Here is a 23,252-nt window from a genome sequence, read left to right as displayed (position 1 = left end):
TTAATGTTTTTACGTATATTTGTCAGCCGAAGCAGTTGTTTTCAGCAACTGCAAAAATACTTGTTTTGTTTCAAATATACATGTAAACGGATGTTAATAATAGGAATTGCAGGCGGAACCGGGTCAGGAAAGACCACCGTCGTACGTAAAATCATCGAGAGTCTGCCAGCCGGCGAAGTTGTTCTACTTCCTCAGGACTCATATTATAAGGACAGTAGTCATGTACCCGTCGAAGAACGACAGAATATCAACTTCGACCATCCCGACGCTTTCGATTGGGCACTACTTTCCAAGCACGTAGCCCTGCTGCGCGAAGGAAAAAGCATCGAACAGCCCACTTATTCTTACCTGACCTGTACACGCCAACCGGAAACCATCCACATTGAACCACGCCACGTCATCATCATCGAAGGTATTCTGGCTCTATGCGACAAGAAATTGCGCAATATGATGGACTTAAAGATTTTCGTAGATGCCGACCCCGATGAACGGCTCATCCGCGTCATCCAGCGCGATGTCGTAGAAAGAGGACGTACAGCCGAAGCTGTCATGGAACGCTATACACGTGTTCTGAAACCTATGCACCAACAGTTTATCGAACCTTGCAAGCGCTATGCCGACCTCATTGTGCCTGAAGGAGGAAGCAATCAAGTAGCCATCGACATTCTGACGATGTACATCAAAAAACACTTGAATCACTAATCTGTAACAAGAAAAAAGATGGGGAAACGACACCTGCTATTTCCGACTGGCTTGTGCCTGTCGCTCCTGATATTTATATTATTCGGAAGTTGCCGTGGGAAACAAGGTTCGTCCGAAGCCGAAGCAGGCTTTGACGAACTACAACAGATCAAAGATAGTGGCGAACTGGTAGTACTCACACTATACAGTTCGACCTCTTACTTCAACTACCGCGGACAAGAAATGGGCTTCCAATATGAATTGGGCGAACAGTTTGCCAAAAGTCTGGGTGTCAAACTAAAAGTGAAAGTAGCCAGAAATGTGCACGACCTCATCCACAAATTACTGGCAGGCGAAGGCGACCTGATAGCCTACAACCTGCCTATCACCAAAGAATGGAAAGACAGTGTGACCTATTGCGGTGAAGAAATCATCACCCATCAGGTCGTTGTTCAGCGTAATAACGGGAAAGAACGTCCGTTGAAAGATGTTACGGAACTGATAGGTAAAGACATATACGTCAAACCCGGCAAACATTACGAGCGTTTGGTCAATTTGGATAAAGAACTGGGCGGAGGTATACATATCCACAAGGTAAGCAGCGACAGCATTACAATGGAAGATCTTATCACTCAGGTTTCACAAGGCAAAATCTCCTATACGATTGCCGACAACGACGTAGCACGCCTCAACCGAACCTATTACCCCAATCTGAATATCCAACTCTCTATTAGCTTTGACCAGCGTGCCTCTTGGGCTGTACGGAAAAGCTCTGTGCAACTAGCCGAAGCCGCCAACCGATGGCACAAAGAGAACATGACATCACCAGCCTACACGGTCAGCATGAAGCGATATTTCGAGCACAGCAAATCTGTGCCCCACTCTCCCATCCTGTCGTTACGTGAAGGGAAAATATCCCATTACGATTATCTGTTCAAAAAATATGCACCCCAGATAAACTGGGACTGGCGACTGCTTGCTTCCCTTGCTTACACCGAGTCCAACTTCGACAGTACTGCCGTATCGTGGGCAGGCGCCAAGGGCCTGATGCAGCTGATGCCTGCCACAGCACGCGCCATGGGAGTCCCGCCGGGCAAAGAACAAAATCCGGAAGAAAGTATCAAAGCCGCAGTAAAATACATCGCGTCCACCGCCCAGAGTTTTGCAGCTGTTCCCGAAGAAGAACAAACCAAATTTGTACTTGCAGCTTATAACTCCGGTATCGGACACGTACTCGACGCGATGGCTTTGGCCGAAAAATACGGAAAGAACAAATACATTTGGCAAAACAATGTAGAAAACTACATCTTACTGAAAAGCGACGAAGAATACTTTACCGACCCTGTCTGCAAAAACGGCTATTTCCGAGGAATCGAAACGTATAACTTTGTTCGCGAAGTGACCTCACGATACGAACAATACAAAAAGAAAATAAAGTAAAAACGCTTCTTTAAAAAACTCAAATGTTGCCTACCTTCTGATAGATGGTAGACAACATTCGGCATAAAAAAGGTAAGAAAAACCTCAAATACAAATTAATTTTGTTATCGCGCCACAATTAAAAAACGGAATCGCAGCTTAAAACAGTTTCAGCCTGTTGGCACGCGCCTCTTCCAGTGAAACGGTTTTCACCTGCTGCTCTCCACTTTTTTCACGCAACTGGCGGTAAGTTTCGTCCAGCTCGGCCTGCAACTCACGCCTGGCATTTGCATTCATCAAACGGGCAGCCACTGTTGCATTCTGCGAAGCATCTTTCAAATAGATCACCGGAGCATGGTAGACCGGCGCAATCTTCAAAGCGGTATGCAGTTGCGAAGTAGTAGCACCACCAATCATCAGTGGAATATCAAGACCTGCTTTCTCCAGTTCCGCAGCCACATGAGCCATCTCTTCCAAAGAAGGAGTTATCAGACCACTCAGACCAATCATGTCCACTTTCTCTTCAACGGCACGTTGCACAATGACTTCGGCAGATACCATAACCCCAAGGTCTACAATCTCGTAACCGTTACAAGCCATAACTACCGAAACGATATTCTTTCCGATGTCGTGCACATCACCTTTCACCGTAGCAAGCAGCACTTTTCCTGCTGAAGCTGCTCCGGCCTGCTTCTCCGACTCGATAACAGGTTGCAGAATAGCAACAGCCTTCTTCATGGTGCGAGCTGTCTTCACCACCTGAGGCAGAAACATCTTACCAGCTCCAAACAGATCGCCTACATGATTCATACCTGCCATCAGCGGACCTTCAATAATATCTACAGCCTTGGGATATTTCTGCAAGGCTTCTGCTAAGTCTTCTTCCAGATAATCGCCAATTCCTTTAGTCAGAGCATATTTCAACCGCTCTTCTACCGTAGTACCTTCCCTCCACGATTGCTGCGAACGAGTTACAGCCTGCACAACCCCATCTGCAGCAGCTGCTTTAGCTGCATCAGCCTCGGCCTTCAGACGTTCGGCCGTCTCAATCAGCCGCTCGGCAGCATCAGGCCGACGATTCAGCACCACGTCCTCAATACGCTCCAGTATATCGGCCGGAATGTCGGTATAGAGCACAGAAGTAGCCGGATTGACAATACCCATATCCATCCCCTCGCGAATGGCATGATACAGGAACACAGCATGCATCGCCTCGCGGATATAATTGTTTCCCCGAAACGAGAAAGAAAGATTGCTGACTCCACCACTGACGTGGGCGCCAGGTAAATTCTTTCGTATCCATCCTGCTGCACGGATAAAGTCGACCGCATAATTATTATGTTCCTCCATTCCCGTAGCCACAGCCAACACATTAGGATCGAAAATAATGTCGTGCGGATCGAACCCTGCTTTATCAACCAGCAAACGGTAAGCCCGCTCACACACAGCCGTTTTCCGTTCGAACGTATCAGCCTGCCCCTGCTCGTCGAAAGCCATGACTACCACAGCAGCTCCGTAACGACGAATGATACGGGCATGCTCCAGAAACTTCTCTTCACCCTCTTTTAAAGAGATGGAGTTTACAATCGATTTGCCTTGAAGGCACTTTAAACCAGCCAGAATCACTTCCCACTTCGAGGAATCTATCATTACTGGCACACGGGCAATATCAGGTTCGGAAGCAATCAGATTCAGAAAGACCGTCATTTCGTGTGCAGCATCAAGAAGACCGTCGTCCATATTGATGTCGATCACCTGTGCCCCATCTTCCACCTGCCGACGGGCTATGCTGAGGGCTTCCTCATATTTCTTTTCGTTTATCAGTCGCAGAAACTTGCGTGAGCCTGCCACGTTGCAACGCTCGCCCACATTGACGAAATTATTTTCAGGCTTTACTTCGAGCAATTCCAAGCCCGAGAGCCATAAATGCTGCGGACGGCGAGCGGGCACATGAGGCCGCGCGCCGGATGCCAGTTCGGCAAAACGGGCGATATAAGCATCAGTCGTACCGCAACAGCCGCCTACAATATTCACCAGTCCTTCGTCAATGTATTCCTGTATCTCACGGGCCATGTCGTCGGGCGACTGATCGTACTTACCCAAGCTGTTGGGCAGTCCCGCATTGGGATAAGCACTAATATAATAAGGTGCACGTGCAGCAAGCTGCTCCAAAAAAGGTTTCAGCTGACGCGCTCCAAACGAACAGTTCAAACCTACTGAGAATATATTGGCATGCTGCACCGAAGCTAGAAAAGCATCCAGCGTCTGACCGGACAGCGTACGTCCGCCCGTGTCGGAAACAGTGACGGAAAGCATCAGCGGCACGAATATTCCGGTTGCCTCCATCGACTGCCGGGCTGCAAAAAGAGCAGCTTTAGCATTCAGTGTATCGAAAATGGTCTCAATCAGCAAAGCATCCACACCGCTCTCTAACAAAGCTGTCATCTGCTCCGTGTATGCCTCAGCCAGCTCGTCGAACGTCAGCGAACGGAAAGCCGGATTGTTCACATCAGGACTCATCGAGCAAGTCTTGTTGGTAGGCCCTACCGACCCAGCTACGAAACGAGGCTTGTCGGGAGTCAGTGCAGTAAATTCATCAGCCAGTGTACGTGCCAGTTTCACTGCCGCACGATTGATTTCATCAACCAGATGCTGCGTGTGATAATCGGCCATACTGATGCGGGTAGAATTAAAGGTATTGGTTTCGATGATATCGGCACCGGCTGCCAAATATTTACGATGAATATCCAGTATCACATCGGGGCGCGTCAAGCACAACAAGTCATTGTTACCTTTCATCAGCCCGGGAAGATCGGTAAAACGCTCTCCCCGAAAATCTTCCTCTGTTAAGTTGTATTGTTGTATCATGGTGCCCATGGCGCCATCCAGAATCAGGATGCGTCTGTTCACCAACTCTTGCAAAGTCATGGTTCTTAAGTTTTTAAGTTGATGAGTCTTTAAGTTAATAAGTTAATAAGTTAACAAGTTGACAAGTTAACGAGACTACGGGAGCTTGTAAACTGTAGCCTTCCTTACTCGCCAACTGAACTCTATCGTTTAAACATACGCGCCATGTCGCGCTTGTCATCTTTTTCGCGGAGCGATTCACGCTTGTCGTACTGTTTCTTACCTTTAGCCAAAGCTACCACGACTTTGGCCAACCCTTTCTCGTTTATAAACATACGTACAGGAATGATAGTGAAACCAGGATCCTTCGAACCACGTTGCAACTTGTCCAATTCCTTACGATTGAGCAACAGTTTCCGCTCCCTGCGTGCCGAATGGTTGTTGTACGAGCCATAAAAATACTCGGCTATATGCATGTTCTTTACCCACAGTTCGCCGTTAGAGAAGTAACAGAAAGTATCCACCAAGCTGGCCTTTCCCAGCCGGATTGACTTTATCTCAGTGCCCGTCAGCACGATACCTGCCGTATAGGTATCTATCAGCTCGTAGTCGAACGTAGCACGTTTGTTCTTGATATTTACAGGAGCTTGTTTCATTTTCAACAATGAATAATGAGAGATGATGAATAATAACAGATCAGTTCAGCAACAATGTCAGCTTGTTGAACAATAACTGAATGACTGCCGGACAAACAATCAGCAGTATCGACGAAATCACCGTGAAACGCAGACGATCTTTCTCTTCTACTTCCATCAGGCTGCGACTGCCTTCCCACACCACATACACAATGTAGAACTGCAATAACATAGCGATGATATTGAAGTCGGGCAATACACCAATAATGATCTGGAGCAGGAAAGGTACAACCATGGCGTATCCTGCAAACTGACGCGTCAGGTTAATATCATCGTCCTGCATAAACAAGCGGACACGCAAAGCGTTGATAAGATAAGCTGCCAGGAAATAGCCGCCAAACAACGACACAGCCACAGCACAACATTGCGTCATGGCATACTGAAAACTCTCCGGACCACTCCACCCCTTCAGCAGCAACGAACCGATGAAGACGGAGAGACCGCATAAACCAATCATAGGATAGACAAAGGCGGTAAACACCGTTCGTCTATCCTCTTCCAAACGAATTTCCTCCCAGGCACGGGCCGGGGAGGAAATCAGTAAAAGTGCGGTATGAAATAAACTTTTGTAGTTCAATTAGTCAAAATTATATTTAGAACAATCTATTTCGAATCTCGCTTCTTGCGCTCCTTCCATATTGTCGGAAGAAGAATTGCATTTACCTATCATAATGATCTTCGACATTTTCTGGCCTGCGCTTTCAATGGCTGCGACACCTGCTTGAATATTCAGCTCGTACATCACAACATTGTTCATGGTACGGCTAACTACCTCACCGGCCTCATCCGTCACATTGTGATTAACATACAGATAAAGCACTGTAGGTTCCGCAGGTTTTACCTCATAAGTTACTGTAAACTGATGTTTAGCCAATTCTTCTTCATAAGCATCATCATCGGCTACAACGGCACGCCAGAACAAAGCCGGATAAATCATAGTAGTCTTATCATAAAGCATCGGACATAAAGTAGTTGGCCACCCTGCATAGTTATATGTATATTCAAAAGCATATAACGCAGCATTTGAGACACTAGAACCAGATTCAGGGCTTGTATAAAGTCTGTCCAGACGAACCGGATCAGACAACAATGTTATTGTAATTTCTTTAGCCCCTTCAGGTACTTCATCACGATTATATTGAAAGTTTAGATTATACAAACCCTCTGTGAGTGTCAACATCACAGACTGGTCAGTCGGTATTAAACGAACTCCATCCATTGTTGTAAACGAAGCACCATAATAACCACCATCGTAACGAACGAACATTGAAGTTGATACAATCGGGTTGTCATCATCATTAAAACAAGAAGTCAACGAAATGCCCATCAACAGCGTAAGGGCAAGCGCAAAAAATTTTAGTTGTTTCATTTCTTTTTATAAATAATTTGGTTTGCAAAATTAGATAAAAGAATGGAGTTACACACGACTCTCCTCATTTTTTCATTGTTTTTAAGGTTAAATGAAAGATTAAGTAAAATACTGCATGAAGCGGCCACATATTAACAAATATTCAGAAACTTCAGTTTCCACTCCCTTTCTATTTCTGTTTCTCACATCACCAATCGAAACCTTGGAATCTACCTATACAATTGTGGCAAACAGTTCCAGATGCTCGTCGACATAAGCCGCCACCTGAGCCGTAAATTCCTCCTCACGCTCCAAAAATTCATCTTCCAATTCATCGAAAGCCTCATAGTCCTCGTACATGGCCATAAATTCGCCGTCGGTACGTTCGCGCTCCAAGTCTTCACGATGGGCATCGTAGATTTTCTTCGCAGCATACACCATCTTGCTCAGGTCACCCAGCCCCCAAAGCCTCATCACCTTGGCAAAGGGATTCACAAAAATGTACCCGCCATAACCGTTCTGTATCAGCTGACAGAAACCTCCCTCCATCAACTCATCACGAAAAATCTGATAGGCCAGCAACGTATGCTGTTCGCCGGTAAGCAAAGGCATCGTTTCAGCTGTAAGCTCACCTCCGGTCACCTTGCGATAGGCATCGGTAAACACTTGGATAAATGCATCCATTCCTTCGGCCGCAGCCTGACGCAAAGCTGCATCGGTCACTTCAATTCTTTCCATCCTTATTATATTATAGTTTAACTCAAGTTTTGCCAACCTATTCCCATCTACAGAAGAAAATATCCCCAACCCGTGCACAACCGTAAGAGGACACCCAAACGAAATGGAACTGTCTTTTACATATTAGGAAATTGAGTAAGCAAATATCGAAACTTCCCCGTAAAAAACGAAGCAATCCGAACAATTTATTTGCAAAAGCCCGACAACTGCAATCTCTACTTTGCATTCGGCCAGAAATAGGCAGTCCGTTACTTATTTTTAATAAAAAAGTCAAATCACAGGTTTGCCAGAAACGGGGAAAAGCAGTAACTTTGTGACCGATTCCGAAAAAGTGGATTTACTTTTTTATTATATAACTAATCTAAAAAAGAGCTAATTATGACTTATTCACACGAAGTGGAACACATGTGTGTTGTAAAGAAGGGTCCTAACCACGGACCGGCTCCTATTCCCGAAGAAGGTAAATGGGTAAAAGCTAAAGAAATTGTTGACATCTCTGGTTTGACACACGGTATCGGCTGGTGTGCTCCTCAGCAAGGTGCTTGTAAATTAACCCTCAACGTTAAGGAAGGTGTCATCCAGGAAGCTCTGGTCGAGACTATCGGCTGCTCCGGTATGACTCACTCTGCCGCTATGGCATCTGAAATCCTTCCGGGCAAGACCATCCTCGAAGCCCTGAATACTGACCTCGTTTGCGATGCTATCAACACAGCCATGCGCGAACTTTTCCTGCAAATCGTATACGGACGTACACAGTCTGCTTTCTCAGAAGGCGGTCTGATGATCGGTGCCGGTCTGGAAGACCTCGGTAAAGGTCTGCGTAGCCAGGTAGGTACACTGTACGGAACTTTGGCTAAGGGTACACGTTACCTGGAAATGGCCGAAGGTTACATCAAGACTATCGCTCTGGACAAAGACGACCAAGTTTGCGGATATGAATTCGTTCACCTGGGCAAGTTCATGGACGAAATCAAGAAAGGTACAGACGCCAACGAAGCTCTGAAGAAAGTAACCGGTACTTACGGACGCTTCAGCAAAGAGGCCGGTGCAGTTAAATACATTGACCCACGTAAAGAATAAGGAGGAAGGAAATATGATTAGAGAAGTGAAATTTGAAAGCCAAGACCGTCGTATCAAGCAAATTCTTGCTGCTTTGAACGAAAACGGCATCAAGGATATCGAAGAAGCTAACCAAATCTGCGAATCTTACGGCCTCGATCCTTATAAGACTTGCGAAGAAACTCAGCCTATCTGCTTCGAAAATGCAAAATGGGCTTACGTAGTAGGTTGCGCCATTGCACTGAAAAAAGGCGTTAAAACAGCTGCCGAAGCTGCCGAAGCTATCGGTATCGGTCTGCAGGCATTCTGCATCCCCGGTTCTGTAGCTGACGACCGTAAAGTAGGTCTGGGCCACGGTAACCTGGCTGCCCGTCTGCTGAGCGAAGAAACCAAATGTTTCGCCTTCCTGGCTGGTCACGAGTCATTCGCTGCTGCTGAAGGTGCCATCAAAATTGCCGCTAAGGCTGACAAGGTTCGTAAAGAGCCTCTGCGTTGTATCCTGAACGGTCTGGGTAAGGACGCTGCCATGATCATCTCTCGTATCAACGGCTTTACTTACGTACAGACTCAGTTCGACTACTACACTGGCGAGCTGAAAGTTGTGAAGGAAATCGCTTACAGCGACGGTCCTCGTGCCAAAGTAAAATGCTACGGTGCCGACGACGTTCGCGAAGGTGTAGCTATCATGTGGAAGGAAGGCGTAGACGTTTCTATCACTGGTAACTCTACTAACCCGACACGTTTCCAACACCCGGTTGCCGGAACTTACAAGAAAGAACGTGTACTGGCTGGTAAGCCGTACTTCTCAGTAGCTTCTGGTGGTGGTACAGGACGTACTTTGCACCCGGATAACATGGCTGCCGGTCCTGCTTCTTACGGTATGACCGATACTATGGGCCGTATGCACTCTGATGCTCAGTTCGCTGGTTCTTCATCAGTTCCTGCTCACGTAGAAATGATGGGCTTCCTGGGTATCGGTAACAACCCAATGGTAGGTTGTACAGTAGCTTGCGCCGTTGACGTTGCTCAGGCTCTGAATAAGTAATCTATACTTAATCAAAATAATAAATCCCTGTAACTTTATGAGTTATGGGGATTTTTATTTTATCAGTACTTCCATAGGTAAATTAGGAAGGAATAGAAAAAAGTCCTCACAAATAGCGCTATTATTGCGCAACTTTACTATCTTTGTATCATAAGCAAGTTTGTTTATGAAACTAATAGAAAACAACATACAGAAGATTTTCGCTTTGTGCAAAAAGTACAAGGTAAGCAAACTATTTGTGTTTGGTTCTATACTTACTGATCGTTTCAATGATGATAGCGATATAGACTTCGTTGTTTCTTTTAACAAAGTAGAGGTAAATGATTATTTCGACAACTACTTTGATTTCAAATATTCGTTGGAAGAATTGTTTGGCAGAAAAGTGGACTTGTTGGAAGAACAGACTATAAAGAATCCATATCTGAAAAAAAATGTGGACGCAACAAAAGCATTGATCTATGGATGATTTGACAAAGAAACACCTGCAAGATATTCTGACTGCCATCGAAGAAATAGAAAGTTTCTTTGGTGACAAACCCAAATTGTTTGATGACTTTTACAGCAATCTTTGCCTTAGGCGTGCTATTGAACGAAATATAGAGATTATTGGCGAAGCAATGAACAGAATATTAAAAACGGACAAAAATATCGCCATCACCAATTCACGTAAAATTGTGGATGCAAGAAACTATATTATTCATGGCTATGACAGTTTATCGGCAGATATTCTTTGGAGCATGGTAATCAATCACCTGCCGAAACTAAGAAATGAAGTAACCACTTTATTAAGTTATGAATGAAACACGTTAGTTAAACAAGAATTCTCCCTTTATTTTTCCCTAGTTAGGAAAAAATTTTTCTCCAGTTAGGAAAATATTTTTTCCTAACTAGGCAATTTTACACAGCCAACTCCCCGACAGACAACAGAGAATCTGGCAAGCTTCCACACAAAATAGCCGAGCATTCAAAGAAAAGCCGTATCTTTGCGGCATGAAACAAGAATTGAAAGAAAACGGCGGACTTCCCGCCTCCATTTTATGGATGCTCGCCATCGTAGCAGGAGTATCGGTAGCCAACATTTATTACAACCAGCCCTTGCTAAACCTGATCAGACATGATCTGGACGTATCTGAGTTTCAAGCCAACCTGATAACCGTCATCACTCAGGTAGGTTATGCTTTGGGATTGCTGTTCATCGTACCACTGGGCGACTTGTATCATCGCAAGAACATCATCCTGACCAACTTTACGTTATTGATATTCTCGTTGCTGGCCATTGCATGGGCTCCCAACATCTACATCGTTTGGGCTGCCTCTCTGCTGACGGGCATCGGTTCGATGATACCACAGATTTTCGTCCCGATAGCCTCCCAATTCTCGCGTCCCGAGAACAAAGGCCGCAACGTAGGTATGGTCATTTCGGGACTGCTGACAGGTATATTGGCCTCGCGTGTGATTAGCGGATACGTAGGCGACGTACTGGGTTGGCGCGAAATGTATCTGATTGCGGCAGGACTGATGGTGATATGCGCCGTCGTTGTGCTGAAAGTCTTGCCCGACATCCGGCCGACTTTCGAAGGCAAATACAGCGACCTGATGAAATCGCTGTTCCAGCTGATACGCGATTATCCGGCTCTGCGCATCTACTCGGTACGTTCAGGTCTGGTATTCGGATCGTTTCTGGCCATGTGGTCGTGCCTGGCGTTCAAGATGGCCGGAGCTCCTTTCTATGCCGGAAGCGACGTTGTAGGCATACTTGGCTTATGCGGCATTGCAGGCGCATTGACAGCCTCATTCGTTGGCGGAAGCATCAGGAAAGTAGGCATCCGACGATTCAATTACATCGGCTTCACACTGAACCTGTGCGCATGGGCATTGCTCTATTATGGCGGCAACAGCTATGTGGGCATCGTAGCCGGTATCATCCTCATCGACATCGGCATGCAATGCGTACAGCTGAGCAACCAGGCCAGCATCTTCGAACTTTGTCCTTCAGCCTCTAACCGCGTGAACACGATTTTCATGACCACCTATTTCATTGGCGGTTCCTTAGGCACTTTCCTGGCCGGAAGCTGCTGGGAAATGTGGGGCTGGGCAGGCGCGGCCCTGGCCAGTGTAACACTCACCTTACTGGCAGCCCTACTGACACTTTGTACCAAGAAATAACTTAGCAATCATAAACTTCACATGAATAGAGAAAAGAGAATACCCTCCCCATTTGTCTCCCTCCTGCCGATACTGCTGCTGGTGGGAATGCTGTTCGCCACCATTCATACTTTCGGCAGCGATGCGCTGAGCGGTGGAAGCCAGATATCCCTGCTCGTCACGACGGCTGCCTGCGCATTCATCGGAGTGGCTTTCTACCGCATCCCGTGGAGAGACTACGAAATAGCAATCACCAACAACATCAGCGGTGTAGCTACCGCCATCATCATCCTGCTGATAATAGGTGCACTAAGTGGTGCCTGGATGATTAGCGGCGTAGTGCCTGCCCTGATATATTACGGCATGCAGATTCTGCATCCCGACTTCTTTCTAGCCTCCACCTGCCTGATTTGTGTCATCATCTCCGTCATGACAGGCAGCTCGTGGACTACCATTGCCACCATCGGCATAGCCCTGCTGGGTATCGGCAAAGCACAGGGATTCAACGAAGGCTGGATAGCAGGTGCCATTATCTCGGGCGCTTACTTCGGCGACAAAGTTTCGCCTTTGTCCGAAACAACCATTCTGGCGGCGTCGGTCACCGAAACACCACTGTTCCGACACATCAAATACATGATGATTACTACCATTCCTTCGCTGGTCATCAGCCTGATACTGTTCACCGTCATGGGACTGACTCACGATACGGGCGGAACGGAACAGATCAGTGAGATTTCGGCAGCACTGGACAGCAAGTTCAACATCACCCCCTGGCTGTTGATCGTACCGATAGTGACAGGCATCCTGATTGCCCGCAAGGTACCATCCATCATTACCCTATTTGCATCAACCCTACTGGCAGGCCTGTTTGCCCTTATCTTCCAGCCCGATCTGCTGAGAGAGATTGCCGGCAACGGCAGCCTGTTCAAAGGTTGCATGATGACCTTTTACGGCAGTACCAGTCTGCAAACCGATAACGCCATGCTGACCGAACTGGTAGCCACACGTGGTATGGGAGGCATGATGAACACCGTATGGCTCATCCTTTGCGCCATGTGTTTCGGCGGTGCCATGACGGCCAGCGGCATGCTGGGCAGTATCACGTCGGTCTTTGTACGCTTCATGAAGAATACCTTCAGTATGGTGACATCGACCGTTGCTTCCGGACTCTTCTTGAATCTGGCTACGGCCGACCAGTACATCAGCATCATCCTGACAGGCAACATGTTTGGCAACATTTACAAGAAGCGGGGATACGAAAGTCGCCTGCTGAGCCGCACAACTGAAGATGCTGTCACCGTCACTTCGCCACTGATACCTTGGAACACGTGCGGCATGACGCAGGCCACCATTCTGAGTGTGCCCACACTGGTCTACCTGCCATACTGTTTCTTCAATATCATCAGTCCGCTTATGAGTATATGCATAGCAGCCATCGGTTACAGAATTTATAAAAAGAAGGAAGACGACAATGCATAAACATCGGACGTTATCAATTATTTTATCACGTTTGTAAGCAGATAAACGAACTATTCGCTACATTTGCAGGCAGAAAATAAAAAGAACAAGGAAATGCAGATAAGAACAAGGAATACACTGTTTTATTTGTTAGGAGGACTTCTTGTACTGACAAGCCTCTTCTCGTGCGGCGTAGACCGCTGGCCAGAGTACTATCCGTGGACGGGACGTGACCTGTGGATAGACAGCGTCATGCGGGAAGACTACCTGTGGTATGAAGAAATTCCTTCGTTCGACGACCTGAACTATTTCCTTGAACCGCAATCCTTCCTCGACGCAGCAAAGTCGGAGAAGGATAACGGAATCTCTTCGGTAGACACCCTACTGACTGCCTCCACTCCCAGCTACGGGTTTGACTATTCGCTGAGCCAAGTGCCGGACAACGACACGGCCTACTACGCCATGGTGACCTACGTTGTTCCCGAATCGCCGGCAGCCGAAGCAGGCCTGAAACGCGGCGAATGGATAATGATGGTGAACAACGACTATATCACCAAGAAAAATGAAACCATACTGACCGAAGGCGAGAGCAAAGACATCGTCATCGGGAAATATACCGTACACACCGAGACTGGAGAAGACGGAACGGAAACCGAAACTGCCGAAGTTGTGAAAGACCGAGAAAGCGTATTGCCGGCCACACGACCGGTAACAGATGCCGTCATACCGGCCAGCACCATCATACAGCACAACAATAGTAACATCGGCTATCTGGTCTACAACAGCTTCGACACCGAAAGCGATACACAACTGCTGGAGTTCTCGAAGACTTGCGCAACGAACAATGTAAAAGATTTCGTGCTGGACCTGCGATACAATGCCGGAGGCGATATGGAAAGCGTACAAAGACTGGCCTGTATCCTTGCCCCATCCGACAAACTGGGCGGTACGCTGGCCACATTGCAATACAACCAAAAGAAAAGCGGAAAGAACCATGACCTGATATTTGACGCACAGCTGCTGGTAGGAGGTTCCAATCTAAATCTGTCTACCGTATACATACTGACAAGCGGTACCACGGCCGGAGCGGCTGAAATGTTGATCAACAGCCTGACTCCCTACATGAAAGTTATTGTAGTAGGCGAGACGACGAAGGGCGAATACATCGGTACCGAGCGCTTTGAGAACACGCAATTCATGTGGGCACTGCGACTGGCTGTCTGCGAGATATTCAATGCACGAGGTACAGCCAATTATACCAACGGATTCACTCCCAGCTATTCGGTCAGCCCGCTGAGCGACCCTGCTACCGTATTGCCTTTGGGTGACCCGAAAGAAGCACTGTTAAGCGCCGCTCTGGGAATCATTGACGGCAGCATCAGCCTGGACGGTTCAGAAACAACCCGCGCAACAAGTGCCGCCAACGTAAAAGAAGTAAAAATGAAACGTACCTTCCCACGAGGTATCATCGTCCGATAACCAGGCAGAAAGGTACAGGAGAAGAGCTTAGCGCTTGAAATATTTCTCGAAGAAAAGTATCTGATAATCGATTGAATTGTTCCAATACCGTCCGTCGTGAACACCAGGACGGGTAATGAAGTCGTGATCGATACCACGTTCCAACAAACGCTTGTGCAGGTCTTTATTCACTTCAAGGAAGAAATCCTTCTCACCGCAATCAATGATCAGTGCCAAATCACCGTTAGCTATACTGTCGAGCTGGTTGACAACGGTATGTGCATCCCACAACGCTTTGTTCGATTCATAGTCGCCAAGCTGTACTGCCATTTCCCAGTTCTTGGGGAAAGGACGGATATCCACACCTCCACTCGTACTGCCAGCTGCACCAAACACGTCTTTATGTCGTAAAGCATTCCACATGGCTCCATGTCCGCCCATGCTCAGACCAGTAATGGCACGACCTTTCCGGTCGGCACGCGTAGCATAATGGGCATCCGTGTACTTTATCAGTTCCGAAGAGATAAAAGTCTCGTAACGTACATCTTCATGCTTCGGACTATCCCAATACCAACTGTTCTCACCGTCGGGACAAGCAAAAATCAATCCCTTCTCATCAGCAATCTTCCCCAACTCCGGCTTGATGCCAATCCAGGTTCCGGCATTCCCACCATAACCGTGCAGCAGATAAACCACCGGACATGCCTGCGGATTCTCTCCCAAAGCTTTGTCGGGTACTACATAAATCACCTCTACCTTCTTCTTCATCGAAGGACTGTCCACCCACGTTGTATCGACACGTGCACCCTGCACCGAAACAGCCAGCAACAGTAGCAAAACAGCGGACAAACTTGTTCTCTTTCTTACATTTTTCATTGTTTTACATCTATTTCATTATTTTTATGCGCCAAAATTAGTAAGTTTGCAGCATAAACACTCAAAACATTATATGGAATTTGTCATCATTCTTATCTTATTGGTTCTTAACGGCGTATTTGCCATGTACGAAATAGCTTTGGTTTCCTCCAGTAAAGCCCGTCTGGAAACGCTGGTAGGCAAAGGAAACAAAAGAGCCAAAGGCGTACTGAAACAACTGGAAGAACCGGAAAGATTTCTTTCGACCATCCAAATAGGCATCACACTCATCGGAATTGTTTCGGGTGCATACGGTGGCGCCACACTTGCCGACGATGTACGACCGCTGTTTAGCGTTATTCCCGGCCTTGCAGCCTATGCCGACACGCTTGCCATGGTCACGATTGTAGCCGTCATTACCTATCTGTCGCTTATCATTGGCGAACTGGTTCCCAAAACCGTGGCTCTGAACAATCCTGAGAAATGGGCAACTTTGCTCAGTCCTTTTATGATAGCTTTGACCAAGATATCGTATCCCTTCGTCTGCCTGCTGAGCGCATCAACCAAGCTGGTGAATAAAATGATCGGTATGGAAAACAACGAGGAACGCCAGATGACACAGGACGAACTGAAAATGATTCTGCACCAGAGTTCGGAACAGGGTGTCATCGACAAAGACGAAACCGAAATGCTGAAAGACGTATTCCGCTTCTCGGACAAACGGGCTAATGACCTGATGACTCATCGGCGCGACGTCATTGTGCTGCACCCTTCGGACACACAGGAAGAAGTATTGCGCATCATCCGCGAACAGCATTTCAGTAAATACCTGCTGGTAGATAAAAGCAAGGATGAAGTAATCGGAGTGGTATCAGTGAAAGACATCATCCTGATGCAGGGCAACAGCAGTCAGCCGTTCGACTTGCGTAGCATTGCACGTCCACCTCTGTTCATTCCCGAAAGCCTGTATGCGAAGAAGGTGCTCGAACTGTTCAAAAAGAACAAGAACAAGTTTGGCGTTGTAGTAGACGAGTATGGAAATACAGAAGGCATCATCACCCTGCACGACCTGACAGAAAGTATTTTCGGTGACATCCTCGAAGAGAACGAAACGGAAGAAGAAGACATCACCGTGCGTCAGGATGGCTCCATGCTGGTAGAGGCCTCGATGAACCTGGACGACTTTATGGAGGCTATGGGCATCATGAATTACGATGACCTGCGCGAAGAAGACTTTACCACACTGAGCGGACTGGCCATGTTCCTTATCGGACGGGTACCCAAGGCGGGTGACTTGTTCAGTTATCAGAATCTGGACTTCGAAGTAGTAGACATGGACCGTGGACGTGTAGACAAATTGCTGGTCATCAAACACGAGGAGGAAGAAGAGAAAGATTAACCAGCCCAATCATAGATATTAGTCAGTAGCCGGAAGGCATTTTCCAGCCCCGCCCTATGCGAAGAAAAGCCTTCGACGACTTGACATACATATATATAATAATGTATAGGAGCACAAAAAAAGATTGCAAGTCCTGACGATGCAGAGCTTGCAATCTTTGTTTTTTATATCCTTTTGTTTGCCCTTTCCTTTTGACGGGAGAGGAAAACTTATCAGCTAAATATTATTTCTTCGGAGAAGAATATCTGGCATTCAAACCATCCAGAATTTCCTTCGTGATGTTGTAAACGCTATCAGCATAAAGCAGGTTATCGAAACCGGTATTGCTGATAATCAGACTATAACCTTTTGTCTTGTTGTATTCCTTCAGGAATGCATTGATAGAATCGCGCAGTTGAAGGCTGTTCTTGTCGTTTTCGCTCATCAGTTCAGACTGCAATTTGTTGCTCAATGCCTGCAAGTCCTGCTCCAGCTTGGCGATGCGATTGTATTCCTGCTGGGCTCTTTCTTGTGAGAGATAGGCGTTATTCTGATATTTTGTCTGGAATTCCTGTTTCTGCTTATCCAGTTCTTTGGCTTTCTGGTTCAGCGTCAGACGAACATTCTCGCTCTTCTTCACCATGGCCTCGTTCAAATCGATGCAGAAGTTGTATTTAGCCAAAAGGGTATCAATTTCCACATAAGCAATCTTCATGCCCGACAATCCGGCTGCTGCCTGTGCAGGAGCACCTGCTGTTTGAGTTTCTGTTTTGCCGGCACATTGAGAAAATAAAACGATCAGTGCAAGAGCTACCAAACCGTTCATCAGATAGTTCAATCTCTTCATAACTTGATAAATATTGTTTTTAGAATTAATTAGTTCAGACTCTCATTCAGTCTCTGTTCCAGTTCGTCGATGGAAAAGCGACGCTTGCGTTGCGCTTCCCTGTCCTGCGACTGTACGCATCCGATACCCCTGTCACGCATTGCCTTACTTCCGCTGACATGTGAATTCGGGAAACGCCCGCCTTTCACAAAAAACACTTTTACGCCCAGCAATACGACGCAAATAGCAACTATTAACAATGTTATTAATATGGTATGGAGCATATTCACTATTTTTGTGGGTGCAAATATAGGGCTTTGGACGGACTAACGTACCCTTTTTACATTAAAAAAAGAGAGAGGGGAAGAGAATAGTCAACCATTTTAACCATATTTAGCAATGAGAGGTTAAACTAATGAAGATAATCGAATGAAAAATGAAGATTTAAAACCGCAGGGCGTGTTCCATTATTTCGCAGAAATATGTAAAGTGCCACGCCCCTCGAAGAAAGAAGAAAAGATTATAGCCTATCTGCAAGCATTCGGAAAAAAGCATAATCTGGAGACACTGACCGATGAAGTTGGCAACGTACTGATAAAGAAACCTGCCACACCGGGAATGGAAAACCGTAAGACCATCGTACTGCAATCGCACGTCGACATGGTGTGCGAGAAAAACAACGACGTGCAGCACGACTTCCTGAACGACCCCATCGAAACCGAAATCGACGGAGAATGGCTGAAAGCCAAAGGTACCACACTGGGAGCCGACAACGGTATTGGCGTAGCAACCGAACTGGCTATTCTGGCCGACGACACCATAGCACACGGCCCGCTGGAATGTCTGTTCACCATCGACGAAGAAACCGGACTGACCGGTGCTTTTGCCTTGAAAGAAGGCTTCATGAACGGTGACATCCTGCTGAACCTCGACTCGGAAGACGAAGGCGAACTGTTCATCGGCTGTGCCGGAGGCATCGACACCGTAGCACAATTCGCATATCAGGAGGTGGACGTACCTGCCGGTTACTTCTGCTGCAAGGTACAGGTGAAAGGACTGAAAGGCGGACACTCGGGCGGCGACATCCACCTGGGACGCGGCAATGCCAACAAAATTCTGAACCGTTTCCTGAGCCAGACACTGAAGAAGTACGACATGTATCTGTGCGAGATTGACGGCGGAAACCTGCGCAATGCCATCGCACGCGAAGCACATGCCGTTATCGCCTTGCCTGAGGCCGACAAGCATGCCGTACGTGCCGACTTGAACATTTTTGCTGCGGAAGTACAAGCCGAATACAACGTAACAGACCCCGACCTGCAACTGCTGATGGAGTCGGAAGCACCGCGCGCAAAAGCCATCGACAAAGACACCACCAAGCGTCTGATCCAAGCCATCTATGCAGTGCCTCACGGTGTATACGCCATGAGTCAGGACATTCCGGGACTGGTAGAAACATCTACCAATATGGCTTCGGTGAAGATGAAACCCGGAAACATCATCCGTATCGAAACCAGCCAGCGCAGTTCTACCGCTTCGTCCAAACGCGATATGAACACAATGGTACGCACCGTATTCGAAATGGCCGGTGCCGAAGTTTCTTCGGGCGAAGGCTATCCGGGCTGGAAACCCAACCCGCACTCCGAGATTCTGGAGATTGCAACCGCTTCGTACAAACGTCTGTTCGGTGTAGATGCCAAGGTAAAGGCTATCCATGCCGGACTGGAATGCGGCTTGTTCCTCGACAAGTACCCGACACTGGACATGATTTCATTCGGTCCTACCTTGCAGGGAGTACACTCGCCCGACGAACGGATGCTGATTCCTACCGTACAGAAGTTCTGGGATCACCTGCTGGACATCCTCAAGAACGCACCTGTCAAGAAGTGATCTGCTGATACATAAACAAGGACTGACCATGACGGACCAGACACTGCCCGCGCCGAATCGCTGTTTCCACATTCTTCCTGCACCGGAAGACACAGCCACACGGCGGACGTGCCTTAAGCCTTCAAGGTCAGTCCTTTCTGTTTTTCCTCCGCTGAAAAGATGGGGAATTTGCGCTTGCATGCTGCTACTTGCCCTGACGGCATCCGGCCAGACACGCCGGGACACTGCCCGATTCCGCGTCATGTCGTACAACGTCGAGAACCTCTTCGACAGCCGACACGACACCCTGAAAGAAGACCGGGAATTTCTGCCCGATGCCATCCGCCACTGGAACTACACGAAATACCGGAAGAAACTGAACAACATCGCCCGCGTCATCACCGCCGTAGGCCAATGGGAAGCGCCTGCTCTGGTAGCCTTATGCGAAGTGGAAAACGATACGGTCATTCGCGACCTGACCCGCTACTCTGCCCTTCGCGAAGCCGGCTACCGCTATCTGATGACTCATTCGCCCGACCTTCGGGGCATTGATGTGGCTTTGCTCTATCAGCGGCACCTGTTCAAGCCCATTGCTCATCGAAGCATCTCCGTCCCGCCGCCCGGCAAAGACAGCCGCCCTACCCGCGACATCCTCCATGTCAGCGGCCTGTTGCTCAATCTGGATACGCTCGATGTATTCGTCTGTCACTTCCCCTCCCGCTCGGAGGGCGCAAGGGAGACAGAGCCTTATCGCCTACGGGCCGCCCGACTGGTAAGGCAGGCAGCAGACAGCCTGCTGCACGTCCGCCAACGGCCGCAAATACTGATTATGGGCGACTTCAACGACTATCCACACAACAAGTCCATACGCCAGGTGCTCGGAGCACAGTTGCTGCCGAAAAACACCGGCGGAAATGCTGCTTCGTCCGTCGTCGCCACACAGCCCAATCCTTACGGGCTCTATCATCTGCTGGCGCACCAGGCAGCCCGCCGCAAGCACTTCGGCAGTTACAAGTATCGGGGTGAATGGGGATTGCTCGACCACATCATCGTATCGGGCACGCTACTACTCCCCGACGCACCCTGCCACACCCGCGGGGGAGACGTCTTTGCACCCGACTTTCTGCTGGCTCCGGACAAGAAATACGGCGGCAGGCAACCCTTCCGCACCTATTACGGCATGAAGTACCAAGGAGGCTACAGCGACCACCTGCCTGTCTGGGCCGATTTCTACATCCTCTATTAAGCCCGGACCTGACGACTCACACGGTAGTTACCAGCCCTTCGAAGAAGTCGCTCAAACCTTGGCGTGCTTCGGCCAGCTTGTCTTCCCAATGCTTCACCGAGTTTTGTCCGATGACGTCTGTCACATACTTCACGGCTATGAAAGGCACTCCCTTGGCACGACACACCCACGCCTGGGCAAAGGCTTCCATGTCTACTACGTCGCCTTTCACATCAGTCAGCTCGGTCAGGAAGCTGTCGCCGGTATTGCACGTACCGTTGTCGGGCCAGTGCAGGCAATAGCCTTTCTGCGCCAGCAGTTCGGCAGAGTCAATCTGCCACTCCATGCCCAGGTCGGAAAGCTTCTGCATGTCGCGGTCGACAAAGTGGCGGCACACCAGCACATCGCCTACCTGACGGCTGACGCTGCCTGCCGTACCCACATTTACCACCAGATCGGGCTGCCCGTGCGTGATGGCTTCGGCCAGATAAAAAGCCGACTTCACCTTACCGATGCCCGTGCGCAAATAGCCCACCTGCACTTCCTCGCCCCCGACGATGCCGGGAAACTTCAACTCCGTAAATTCGCCTTGAACGGCGTAAGTAACCAGTATTCTCATCTTGTTTCTTTTTTATTCACCACCGAGGAGACAGCGTTTCACAGCGTCTTCCTTATCCTTCCAGACAATGGCCCTGCAATACGCAGCATCCTCCGTGGCATACATTCTACATTTTAATATAAGTCTTCAGCGCCTCCACATACTCCTCGAAAGCATCGACGCCACAGGGGGTAATCTTACAGACCGTACAAGGCATCTTGCCCTTGAAAGTCTTTGTCACCTCCACATAGCCAGCCTTGTTCAGTTTGTCTATCTGCACGCTCAGATTGCCTGCCGTGGCTCCCGTCTGCTGACGGATGTAGACAAAGTCAGCCTCCTCGACACTGAGCAGCAGCGACATGACGGCCAGCCGAAGCTCGCTATGCAGCAAAGGATTCAGTTCTTTAAACATAACGGTTCCTTTCTTATGCGTTAGGTATAACCTCCCTGCGAGCCCGACGGTTCAACACATGCCCCGGGATAACCAGCGACAGCAGCACAATAACGGCAAACACAAGCAGCGTTGCAGAAGATACACCACTGGAAACCACCTGAAACACCAGCACCAGACTCCAGGCAAAGCCCAGCGAAGGCAATCCCGAAAACAGGGTATAACGGATGATAATGCCCGTAAGCAGACTGCCCAGCGAAACCAGCATGGCACACAAAGGCAGAATCAGTCCGTAAGCCTGATACAACGTAGCAAACACAGCCACACCACAACAGGCAATGCCAATCATCTGCCACACCTGACCCACCACACGGTCGGTATAGTCCTTCGCTCCCTGCTGCTTCCGCCACCGGCGGCCAAACCACCACGACAGCAACCATCCCACCACCGGCAGCGCCCAAAAGCCCCACAGGCAGGCAGTGCAGTTCGTGAAATACAAGGCAGCCCACACACCCAGTGTAACCACCACGCCGGTATATCCCCACAACAGAAACATATTTCCACCGCCCGCATCCAGATTGCGGCGCGTATTGCGGATCATCTGCGCTATCAGCTCCAGACTCTCCCTTTCGTTCAGTTTTCGGTCTTCCATCATTTGTCCTCCTTCATTTGTTTTACATGTACAGGGTTCCCCCTCATTCTATTAGTCACAGTTGTCGTTCGAACTCCATTGCAAAGATAAGAGGTTTATTTTATAAACCAAATTATATCATAAATAAAAATACGTTCTAAACTACTTTTTCTCCAGATCCGTACAACCGACGCCCCCGTACACATCCCCTCCACCCTGCACACCCTGTCAGCCACCTGCCCGCTATCACCCCACCACACCCCAGGCTTCGCATAAAGACACGTCAGGCCCGACACCTCCCTTCCCCTAAACACGAAGCCACTCATGCATAGGAGAAGTTACATCTCAGCCCGCGAAATGTACATCCCGCGGGCCGAGATATACATCCCGCCAGCCGAAATGTGCATCCCGGCACGCGAGATGAAAGCGACTCCCTATGGAAGAACCTTTCCAAACCATACAAACCACCTTTCACGAATAAGCCCAACCACATCCATCCGTATACCAAGCCCGCAAGCATCCGATGGCATCCGCCCGCCCCACGCCGCCGAAGCCTTCCGAGAATGACGGCTCTCATCAACAAAAT

General features: G+C 48.3%; 24 protein-coding genes. 13 read left to right on the top strand and 11 right to left on the bottom strand.

Annotated features, from left to right (window positions below):
* Positions 1–90: 90 nt before the first annotated feature.
* Complete coding sequence (udk, locus tag Q3C19_RS06460; protein ID WP_071149083.1) at positions 91–702, top strand: uridine kinase; 612 nt, start codon at positions 91–93, stop codon at positions 700–702.
* Positions 703–720: 18 nt separating this feature from the next.
* The gene (locus Q3C19_RS06455) at positions 721–2,121 is read left to right on the top strand and encodes a transporter substrate-binding domain-containing protein (RefSeq protein WP_302728050.1); all 1,401 of its coding nucleotides are present in this window, start codon (positions 721–723) and stop codon (positions 2,119–2,121) included.
* A gap of 138 nt (positions 2,122–2,259) precedes the next feature.
* Here Q3C19_RS06455 and metH read toward each other — a convergent pair whose 3' ends face one another.
* From metH to Q3C19_RS06430, 5 genes are all read right to left on the bottom strand, one after another.
* Complete coding sequence (gene metH / locus Q3C19_RS06450) at positions 2,260–5,028, bottom strand: methionine synthase (protein ID WP_302728048.1); 2,769 nt, start codon at positions 5,026–5,028, stop codon at positions 2,260–2,262.
* A 122-nt stretch (positions 5,029–5,150) separates the two neighbouring features.
* Positions 5,151–5,603, bottom strand: coding sequence for an SsrA-binding protein (gene smpB / locus Q3C19_RS06445; protein ID WP_022163123.1), 453 nt, complete (start codon positions 5,601–5,603; stop codon positions 5,151–5,153).
* A 40-nt stretch (positions 5,604–5,643) separates the two neighbouring features.
* Positions 5,644–6,219 (bottom strand): Yip1 family protein, encoded by a 576-nt coding sequence (locus Q3C19_RS06440; protein ID WP_287641298.1) that lies wholly within the window; start codon positions 6,217–6,219, stop codon positions 5,644–5,646.
* The gene (locus Q3C19_RS06435; protein ID WP_302728043.1) at positions 6,220–7,011 is read right to left on the bottom strand and encodes a hypothetical protein; all 792 of its coding nucleotides are present in this window, start codon (positions 7,009–7,011) and stop codon (positions 6,220–6,222) included.
* A 213-nt stretch (positions 7,012–7,224) separates the two neighbouring features.
* Positions 7,225–7,728 (bottom strand): DMP19 family protein, encoded by a 504-nt coding sequence (locus Q3C19_RS06430; RefSeq protein WP_302728041.1) that lies wholly within the window; start codon positions 7,726–7,728, stop codon positions 7,225–7,227.
* Positions 7,729–8,106: 378 nt separating this feature from the next.
* On the opposite strand from Q3C19_RS06430, the gene Q3C19_RS06425 reads away from it, so the two are divergent.
* The 7 genes from Q3C19_RS06425 to Q3C19_RS06395 all read left to right on the top strand — a co-directional run bounded on the left by Q3C19_RS06425 (position 8,107) and on the right by Q3C19_RS06395 (position 14,914).
* Positions 8,107–8,808 (top strand): iron-sulfur cluster assembly scaffold protein, encoded by a 702-nt coding sequence (locus Q3C19_RS06425; RefSeq protein WP_021846350.1) that lies wholly within the window; start codon positions 8,107–8,109, stop codon positions 8,806–8,808.
* 13 nt (positions 8,809–8,821) lie between these two features.
* Positions 8,822–9,832, top strand: a complete 1,011-nt coding sequence (locus Q3C19_RS06420) for a GGGtGRT protein (RefSeq protein ID WP_277121488.1) — start codon at positions 8,822–8,824, stop codon at positions 9,830–9,832.
* 166 nt (positions 9,833–9,998) lie between these two features.
* Positions 9,999–10,298 (top strand): nucleotidyltransferase family protein, encoded by a 300-nt coding sequence (locus Q3C19_RS06415; protein WP_302728036.1) that lies wholly within the window; start codon positions 9,999–10,001, stop codon positions 10,296–10,298.
* Positions 10,291–10,632 carry a DUF86 domain-containing protein gene (locus tag Q3C19_RS06410; protein ID WP_071149079.1) on the top strand — a complete coding sequence of 114 codons (342 nt, stop codon included), beginning with the start codon at positions 10,291–10,293 and terminating at the stop codon, positions 10,630–10,632. The genes Q3C19_RS06415 and Q3C19_RS06410 overlap by 8 nt, the downstream gene beginning before the upstream one ends.
* Before the next feature lie 190 nt (positions 10,633–10,822).
* Positions 10,823–11,998, top strand: coding sequence for an MFS transporter (locus Q3C19_RS06405; RefSeq protein ID WP_302728032.1), 1,176 nt, complete (start codon positions 10,823–10,825; stop codon positions 11,996–11,998).
* 21 nt (positions 11,999–12,019) lie between these two features.
* Positions 12,020–13,456, top strand: coding sequence for a Na+/H+ antiporter NhaC family protein (locus tag Q3C19_RS06400; protein WP_071149074.1), 1,437 nt, complete (start codon positions 12,020–12,022; stop codon positions 13,454–13,456).
* A gap of 93 nt (positions 13,457–13,549) precedes the next feature.
* Positions 13,550–14,914: a S41 family peptidase gene (locus Q3C19_RS06395; protein WP_302728030.1), complete on the top strand. Its 1,365-nt coding sequence runs from the start codon at positions 13,550–13,552 to the stop codon at positions 14,912–14,914.
* A gap of 27 nt (positions 14,915–14,941) precedes the next feature.
* On the opposite strand, the gene Q3C19_RS06390 is transcribed toward Q3C19_RS06395, so the two are convergent.
* Positions 14,942–15,769 (bottom strand): alpha/beta hydrolase family protein, encoded by an 828-nt coding sequence (locus Q3C19_RS06390; protein WP_277121903.1) that lies wholly within the window; start codon positions 15,767–15,769, stop codon positions 14,942–14,944.
* A gap of 73 nt (positions 15,770–15,842) precedes the next feature.
* Here Q3C19_RS06390 and Q3C19_RS06385 point away from each other — a divergent pair, with 73 nt between their 5' ends.
* Entirely contained in the window at positions 15,843–17,147 is a 1,305-nt protein-coding gene (locus Q3C19_RS06385; protein ID WP_277121901.1) for a hemolysin family protein, read from the top strand.
* A 223-nt stretch (positions 17,148–17,370) separates the two neighbouring features.
* On the opposite strand, the gene Q3C19_RS06380 is transcribed toward Q3C19_RS06385, so the two are convergent.
* Both Q3C19_RS06380 and Q3C19_RS06375 read right to left on the bottom strand, forming a co-directional pair.
* Positions 17,371–17,973, bottom strand: coding sequence for an OmpH family outer membrane protein (locus Q3C19_RS06380; protein WP_302728027.1), 603 nt, complete (start codon positions 17,971–17,973; stop codon positions 17,371–17,373).
* A gap of 29 nt (positions 17,974–18,002) precedes the next feature.
* On the bottom strand, positions 18,003–18,236 hold the full coding sequence (locus tag Q3C19_RS06375; RefSeq protein ID WP_071149070.1) for a hypothetical protein: 234 nt from the start codon (positions 18,234–18,236) through the stop codon (positions 18,003–18,005).
* 145 nt (positions 18,237–18,381) lie between these two features.
* Between Q3C19_RS06375 and Q3C19_RS06370 the strand changes: the two genes are divergently transcribed.
* A complete protein-coding gene (locus Q3C19_RS06370) occupies positions 18,382–19,842 on the top strand; it encodes an aminoacyl-histidine dipeptidase (RefSeq protein WP_302728025.1) in 1,461 nt (486 codons plus the stop codon).
* Positions 19,843–20,020: 178 nt separating this feature from the next.
* Positions 20,021–21,067, top strand: coding sequence for an endonuclease/exonuclease/phosphatase family protein (locus Q3C19_RS06365; protein ID WP_302728023.1), 1,047 nt, complete (start codon positions 20,021–20,023; stop codon positions 21,065–21,067).
* 16 nt (positions 21,068–21,083) lie between these two features.
* On the opposite strand, the gene Q3C19_RS06360 is transcribed toward Q3C19_RS06365, so the two are convergent.
* The 3 genes from Q3C19_RS06360 to Q3C19_RS06350 all read right to left on the bottom strand — a co-directional run bounded on the left by Q3C19_RS06360 (position 21,084) and on the right by Q3C19_RS06350 (position 22,690).
* Complete coding sequence (locus Q3C19_RS06360; RefSeq protein WP_277121896.1) at positions 21,084–21,665, bottom strand: nucleosidase; 582 nt, start codon at positions 21,663–21,665, stop codon at positions 21,084–21,086.
* Between the two features lie 106 nt (positions 21,666–21,771).
* Positions 21,772–22,056, bottom strand: coding sequence for a transcriptional regulator (locus Q3C19_RS06355; RefSeq protein WP_022162644.1), 285 nt, complete (start codon positions 22,054–22,056; stop codon positions 21,772–21,774).
* 13 nt (positions 22,057–22,069) lie between these two features.
* On the bottom strand, positions 22,070–22,690 hold the full coding sequence (locus tag Q3C19_RS06350; RefSeq protein WP_302728019.1) for a hypothetical protein: 621 nt from the start codon (positions 22,688–22,690) through the stop codon (positions 22,070–22,072).
* A gap of 300 nt (positions 22,691–22,990) precedes the next feature.
* Between Q3C19_RS06350 and Q3C19_RS06345 the strand changes: the two genes are divergently transcribed.
* Positions 22,991–23,233, top strand: a complete 243-nt coding sequence (locus Q3C19_RS06345; RefSeq protein WP_302728017.1) for a hypothetical protein — start codon at positions 22,991–22,993, stop codon at positions 23,231–23,233.
* Positions 23,234–23,252: the final 19 nt, after the last annotated feature.

Source organism: Bacteroides sp. ET489 (assembly GCF_030518095.1).
Lineage (GTDB): Bacteria > Bacteroidota > Bacteroidia > Bacteroidales > Bacteroidaceae > Bacteroides > Bacteroides ndongoniae.
This window is presented reverse-complemented; position numbering and strand designations above follow the sequence as displayed.